6 protein-coding genes are annotated in these 6,558 nt (G+C 58.6%); all 6 read left to right on the forward strand.

The window, feature by feature from the left end; all coding sequences use genetic code 11:
- Nucleotides 1–1,134: a mannitol dehydrogenase family protein gene (locus HV770_RS34325; RefSeq protein WP_175165911.1), complete on the forward strand. Its 1,134-nt coding sequence runs from the start codon at nucleotides 1–3 to the stop codon at nucleotides 1,132–1,134.
- Nucleotides 1,127–2,662 carry a UxaA family hydrolase gene (locus tag HV770_RS34330; RefSeq protein ID WP_175165912.1) on the forward strand — a complete coding sequence of 512 codons (1,536 nt, stop codon included), beginning with the start codon at nucleotides 1,127–1,129 and terminating at the stop codon, nucleotides 2,660–2,662. The genes HV770_RS34325 and HV770_RS34330 overlap by 8 nt, the downstream gene beginning before the upstream one ends.
- Nucleotides 2,663–2,826: 164 nt before the next feature.
- Complete coding sequence (locus HV770_RS34335) at nucleotides 2,827–4,236, forward strand: MFS transporter (RefSeq protein WP_217468680.1); 1,410 nt, start codon at nucleotides 2,827–2,829, stop codon at nucleotides 4,234–4,236.
- Between the two features lie 217 nt (nucleotides 4,237–4,453).
- Entirely contained in the window at nucleotides 4,454–5,605 is a 1,152-nt protein-coding gene (locus HV770_RS34340; RefSeq protein ID WP_175165914.1) for a Re/Si-specific NAD(P)(+) transhydrogenase subunit alpha, read from the forward strand.
- Between the two features lie 10 nt (nucleotides 5,606–5,615).
- Nucleotides 5,616–5,942 (forward strand): NAD(P) transhydrogenase subunit alpha part 2, encoded by a 327-nt coding sequence (locus HV770_RS34345; RefSeq protein WP_169496953.1) that lies wholly within the window; start codon nucleotides 5,616–5,618, stop codon nucleotides 5,940–5,942.
- Between the two features lie 5 nt (nucleotides 5,943–5,947).
- Nucleotides 5,948–6,558 (forward strand): NAD(P)(+) transhydrogenase (Re/Si-specific) subunit beta (locus tag HV770_RS34350; protein ID WP_175165923.1); only part of this gene is annotated, 611 nt, incomplete at its 3' end.

Below are 6,558 nucleotides of genomic sequence, written 5' to 3' on the forward strand. Positions count from 1 at the left end.
ATGCATACCCCTATCATTCAGTTTGGTACGAGCAGATTTCTTCTTGCGCACGTTGATCTTTTTGTTGATGAGGCGCTCAAGGCCGGACGCGCGCTCGGAGGCATCTCTGTGGTCCAGACGACGGACAATCCGCTTAGCCGCAAGCGAGTCACGGCGCTCGCTTCCGGCAGTGGATATCCTGTTCGGATCAGAGGGTTGGAGCGCGGTGAGCGGATCGACAGAGAGCAACACATCTCTGCGGTAACGAACGCATATGAGGCGGCGCTCGACTGGCGTCTTATTCGCGACGAATTGTTCCAGGCGGCCACTGTCGTTATCTCGAATACGGCTGATGCGGGTTTTCTGCTGAACGAAGCAGATTCAAAAAAGTGTCTGGACGATCCGGGTAGCATTCCGAAAAGTTTCCCGGCAAAGATGCTTTGCCTCCTTCATGCGCGCTGGAAAGAACAGCCAGACCAAGGTCCGTCTATATTTCCCTGCGAACTTGTCTCCCGGAATGGCGACAAGCTGAAAGGAATCTTAATCGGTCTTGCCAAGGAATGGGGTTGCGACGAAGCATTCGTGCAGTACCTCGACACGCGATGCGCGTGGGCCAACAGTCTGGTCGACCGAATCGTATCTAAACCGATTGAACCCGTGGGGGCTGTCGCGGAGCCATATGCACTGTGGGCGATCGAGCGCCTGCCTGGCTTGGTTCTCCCGTGTAGCCACGCAGCGATCACTGAAACAGACCAGCTCGAAAAATATGAGCGCCTCAAATTGTGGGTGCTTAATCTGGGACATACGGTTCTAGCCGAGTGCTGGTTGCGCGATGGCGCACCTGCCGGTGAAACCGTGCAGCAAGCGATGAGTGTCGCGACGCGCCGGGACGTCCTCGAACGAATTTGGACCAGCGAGGTCCTGCCGGTATTCAATGCAATGGGAGAAGGCCACGAAGCAAGCGAATACGTAGCGACGGTCAGAGATCGGTTTCTCAATCCATATCTTGAACATCAGCTTGCTGACATCGCGAAGAATCACCGCGAAAAAAAGGTGCGACGTCTGGCACCCGTCGTGGAACAGTCACGCAAACTCGGGCTGGAATTGAGTCAGCCTCAGATCATGGCTACCCTCGGAGAACTGCAGCATGTTTGAAGGACCACGATGCCTTCTCCTTCATGAGGAAGACAATGTCGCCGTGGCGCTGACCGGTGGTTCGGCAGGCGAAAAGGTAGCTGTCGGCGAGCGTCTATTCACGCTGGCAGACGACGTTCCGAGCGGGCATAAGATCGCAGTCAAGGACATCTTGGCTGGCGCCGCGGTCATCAAGTTCGGCCAGTTGATCGGTGTAGCGACGAGCAACATCCTCCAGGGCCAGCACGTTCACGTGCAGAACCTGACCGTTGGTGACGAGCCTCATGTGCTTGCTGTGGTCGCAAGTACTGCCGTGGTGTCACCGACAGAAGATCGACAGGCTCTTGCTCGAACCTTTATGGGCTACCGCAGACCAAATGGCAAGGTTGGTACGCGGAACTATCTCGCCATTCTCTCGAGCGTCAATTGCTCCGCGACGGCGTGCAGGCAGATTGAAAAACAAATCCAGCCTGAGATCTCAGGGTTCGCCAACGTTGATGGAGTCGTTGCGCTGGTTCACCAGAGCGGTTGTGGCATGAATGCCGATGGAGACGGCTGGAAAATTTTCTGTCGTACGTTGTCCGGCTATGCAAATCATCCCAATTTTGCTGGCGTTCTGGTCGTTGGGCTTGGGTGTGAAGTTGCGCAGATTTCATCGCTATTGCGCGAAATCGAGCCGAGAGGGGAAGGTCTCCTCCAGCACATCACCATTCAGGATGCCGGAGGCACCAGACAGGCTGTCGAGGCAGGGCTGGTAGCCCTTCGGGAGATGCTGCATCTGGCAAATGGAAACGAGCGTGAAATCGTACCGGCGGAGCACCTCGTTGTTGGCTTGCAGTGCGGTGGGTCCGACGGCTACTCGGGCATTAGCGCCAACCCGGTGCTAGGCAAGGCAGTTGACCTGATCGTGCAGGCTGGCGGCACTGCTATCCTGTCCGAAACACCTGAAATTCATGGCGCGGAAGCTTTGCTGACAGGCCGCGCGGCGTCCCGTGACGTAGCGACTAAACTTCTCGACCGTATGGAGTGGTGGAAGGAGTACACGGCACGCAATAACAGCGACATGGACAACAATCCATCTCCCGGAAACAAGGCTGGTGGCATCACCACCATCCTTGAGAAGTCGCTAGGTGCAGTGGCGAAAGCGGGTAGCACGCCGTTGATGGGCGTATTCCTGTACGCAGAACTGATAAGTCAGAAGGGTCTGGTCTTTATGGACAGCCCTGGGTATGACCCAGTCTCGGCGACCGGTCAGGTGGCAAGTGGTGCAAACCTGATCTGCTTTACCACGGGTCGGGGTTCGACGTACGGTTGCAAGCCAAGCCCCTGCATAAAGATTGCGACAAATAGCCCGTTGTTCAGAAGAATGTCTGAGGACATGGATTTTAACGCTGGTGTTGTTCTTGACGGTGACATGAATATTGATGAGGCGTCCGAGGACCTGTTTGAATTGATCCTGGATGTAGCCTCAGGGAGAAAGAGCGCCAGCGAAGAGAATGATCTTGGTGATAACGAGTTCGTGCCTTGGCACATCGGCGCAGTTCTCTAGCGGTTAAGCCGGGTTTGTCAGAACGATCGAAAAATTTAGAAGGAAGAGTTGTTTGCATTAATTAGGCATTCTTAGAAATTAAAGTTGATTTTTTGATTGGGCGGGTGTGTCGACTAGTTGTCGGTGCCACGGATTGTGGATGAAAGAGACTGAGGAGGCGAGAAATGGAACATAATCAAAGTCGCGGCTACGCACGCGCCGAAGGGGACGGTAGAGTGAATTATTCTGGAGAAACAGCGTCGACGAGATCTACGATGACGACCCCACGGGATGCGATAGTCGCGGTCGTGCTTCTCTGTCTTACCAATCTTGTCGGGTACCTGGACCGCCCGGTTCTTGCGCTGATGGTAACGCCCATCAAGGCATCGCTTCACCTTAGCGACGGGCAGATGGGCCTGATGCTTGGCCCAGCATTTATCTTTTCGTACGCGATCGCGGGTTTGTTTATTGGACGTCTTGTCGATCGTGTCAATCGACGCAACATCCTGATGATTGCTGCGGGTATCTGGTCGTTGAGTACGGCCGCAGGCGGGTTCGCTAGTAGCGGTACGCATCTCTTTATTGCACGCATGGGCGTCGGAATTGGGGAGGCTTCGCTGTTTCCCGTGGCAGTTTCTCTGATCGCAGATTACTTTCCATCGGAGAAGCGAGGTAAGCCACTAGGTTTCTACATCATGGCTGCATATTGTGGAAACGGTCTTTCCCTCATCCTCACCGGCGTTCTGCTTCCGCTTGCAACCTCCGTTGCAAAGTTTTTCGCGTCAGAAGGGGCGCCTCTTGAACCTTGGCGAGTGGTCCTCTTCATGATGGTTGTGCCCGGGATCATCTGCTGCGCGTTGCTCTTCCGCGTGAAGGAGCCAGCTCGGAGGCGTGACGATGTAGAGTCGCAAGACAGCAAAGCGGGTCACGCAGACTGGATGGCCCATGTGGACGTGTATCTTCCGCTGCACCTTTTCATGGCGCTCGTAACGCTCGCTATGTATGCGGTGACGTCATGGATTCCGACGGTCCTGATCCGTGAATATCACGTGCCCATAGCTTCGGCGGGCTTCTTCTCTGGTTCAATTATTGCGATAACCGGGATCCTTTGCGTAACTTCCGCCGGTGCTCTTTCTGACCGGGCGAGCAAGAAGGGCGGGGCAACCGGGCCGTTGCTCATGACGCTTTTCTGCGTCGCGCTCGGGCTTCCGGGGTTCGTCATGCTCTGGTATGCATCTGGTCCGGTCGTCCTGATGCTCGGCGTATTCCTGACGCTGATTCCACACAGCATGGCGCTTCTTTCGGGACTTGCGTCACTCTCAAATCTGTCACCCGCGCGCTCCCGCGGATGGATTACCTCAGTTCACTTTCTCCTGACGGGCATCCTCGGCGTGGCAACGGGCCCCGTACTTGTAGGTTATGTGAACGACTGGATGGGCGGAGCGGCGAGTGGAGATCTCGGTCGAGTCGTAAGTCTGGTAGGCATTGTCTCGACGGTCGTCGCCGTACTGCTCGCGTGGCTTGGCATGGCTCGCGCGAAAAAGATGGCTCGCCACACGGAGTTCCAGGTGGGCGTTAAAAGCCAATCTGTCTGAGCAGACCCCAAGCCGTTGACGGTCAGGCGTCCTGTCGGACGCTTGTTGAGCAGATCCTAACCATTGCTGGCCGTTCCGGCGCGTCTTGTTTCGTTGCCGCAAGGTATGCATCCAAGAATTCTCGATATAGGCCTCGAGGCGGGCGAAACCTGCCTCGCAGGTATCGCCATGCCCGCGATGGCAGTTATTTTGACTACACAAGCAGGAGTGAATATCAATGCACATTGGAGTGCCAGCCGAGACGCGCGGTTTTGAAACGCGTGTAGCCGCGACACCCGAGACGGTGAAGAAGTACGTCATGCAGGGGCACCGCGTGACCGTTGAGCGCGGCTTGGGAGCAGCCGCAAGTTTCTCTGACGATGCCTATGCGGCGGCAGGTGCCGAAGTTGTCGACGCAGCTACTGTGTTCAGCGCCGACCTCGTGCTGAAGGTCCAGTCCCCGACCGACGCCGAATTGCCATCAATTAGGCGCGGCGCAGTGTTAGTCGGCATGCTCGATCCGTTCGATGGAGGAAACGCTTCCCGGTTTGCGGCGGCGGGCCTGACGGCGTTCGCACTGGAAGCCGCACCGCGCACTACCCGTGCACAGAGCCTCGACGTGCTGAGTTCGCAGGCCAACGTAGCCGGATACAAGGCGGTGTTGCTTGCCGCCGAACACTATCCGCACTTCATGCCAATGATGATGACGGCGGCCGGCACCGTGAAGGCCGCGCGTGTGCTGATTCTCGGTGCGGGCGTCGCAGGTCTGCAGGCGATCGCGACCGCGAAGCGCCTGGGCGCCGTCATCGAGGCGTCCGACGTGCGTCCGGCTGTGAAGGAGCAGATCGAATCCCTCGGCGCGAAGTTTCTCGATGTCCCGTACGAAACCGACGAAGAACGCGAGGCCGCGCAAGGCGTCGGCGGTTACGCGCGGCCGATGCCGCCGTCGTGGCTCGCGCGCCAGGCGGCGCTTGTGCACGAACGGGCAAAGCAGGCCGACATCGTGATCACGACCGCGCTGATTCCCGGCCGTCCGGCACCGACGCTGATTTCAGTGGAGACCGTGCAGGCGATGAAACCCGGCTCGGTGCTGGTCGACCTCGCGGCCGGACGCGGCGCGGGCGTCGATGGCAGCGAAGGCCGGCGCGGCGGCAACTGTCCGCTGACCGAGACGGACCAGGTGGTGGTGCGCTACGGCGTGCAGATCGTCGGTTATACGAATCTGGCCGCGATGGTGCCCGCCGATGCGTCGTCGCTGTACGCGCGCAACCTGCTCGACTTCCTGAAGCTGATCGTCACGAAGGAAGGCACGCTCAACATCGATCTCGCGGACGACATCGTCGCGGCCACGCTGCTGGCGCGCGACGGTCAGGTCACGCGCAAAGCCTAGGGGGCCGAAGATGGAAGTCATCAATCACACCGTGATCAATCTGATCATCTTCGTGCTGGCGATCTACGTCGGCTATCACGTGGTCTGGAACGTCACGCCCGCGCTGCATACGCCGCTGATGGCGGTGACCAATGCGATCTCGGCGATCGTGATCGTCGGTGCGATGCTCGCGGCGGGGCTGACCGTCGGCGGCGCCGGCAAGTTCTTCGGTACGATCGCGGTCGCGCTCGCCGCCGTCAACGTGTTCGGCGGATTCCTCGTCACCCGGCGAATGCTGGAGATGTTCAGGAAGAAAGAGCCGAAGAAACTTCCGGCAGCCGGTAAGGAGGGCGCGTAAGGAGCCTGAACGTCGTCACGCTGCTTTATCTGATCGCGTCGGTGTGCTTCATCCAGGCGCTCAAGGGGCTGTCGAATCCGAAGACCGCGCGGGTCGGCAACACCTTCGGCATGGTCGGGATGGCGATCGCGATTCTCACGACGCTCGCGCTGATCTCGAAGCAGGCCGCGGTGCTCGGCTCCAACCTCGGCCTTGGACTCGGCTTGCTGCTGTTCGGGCTGGTGGTCGGCGGCGCGATCGGTGCGTTCGTCGCCGCGCGCGTCGAGATGACGAAGATGCCCGAACTCGTCGCGGCGATGCACTCGCTGATCGGTCTCGCCGCGGTGTGCATTGCGTATGCGGTGGTGTCGGAGCCGGCCGCGTTCGGTCTCGTCAATCCCGATGTACCGATCGAGGGCTTCCTGCCGTACGGCAATCGCATCGAACTGTTCATCGGCACGTTCGTCGGCGCGATCACGTTTTCGGGCTCTGTGATCGCGTTCGGCAAGCTGTCGGGCAAGTACAGGTTCCGGCTCTTCCAGGGCGCGCCGGTCGTGTACAGCGGCCAGCATCTGATCAACCTGATGCTCGCCATCGCGATGCTCGGCTTCGGCATCATCTTCTTTCTCACGCAGGC

This window comes from Paraburkholderia fynbosensis (assembly GCF_902859935.1).
In the GTDB taxonomy this organism is placed as follows: Bacteria; Pseudomonadota; Gammaproteobacteria; order Burkholderiales; family Burkholderiaceae; genus Paraburkholderia; species Paraburkholderia fynbosensis.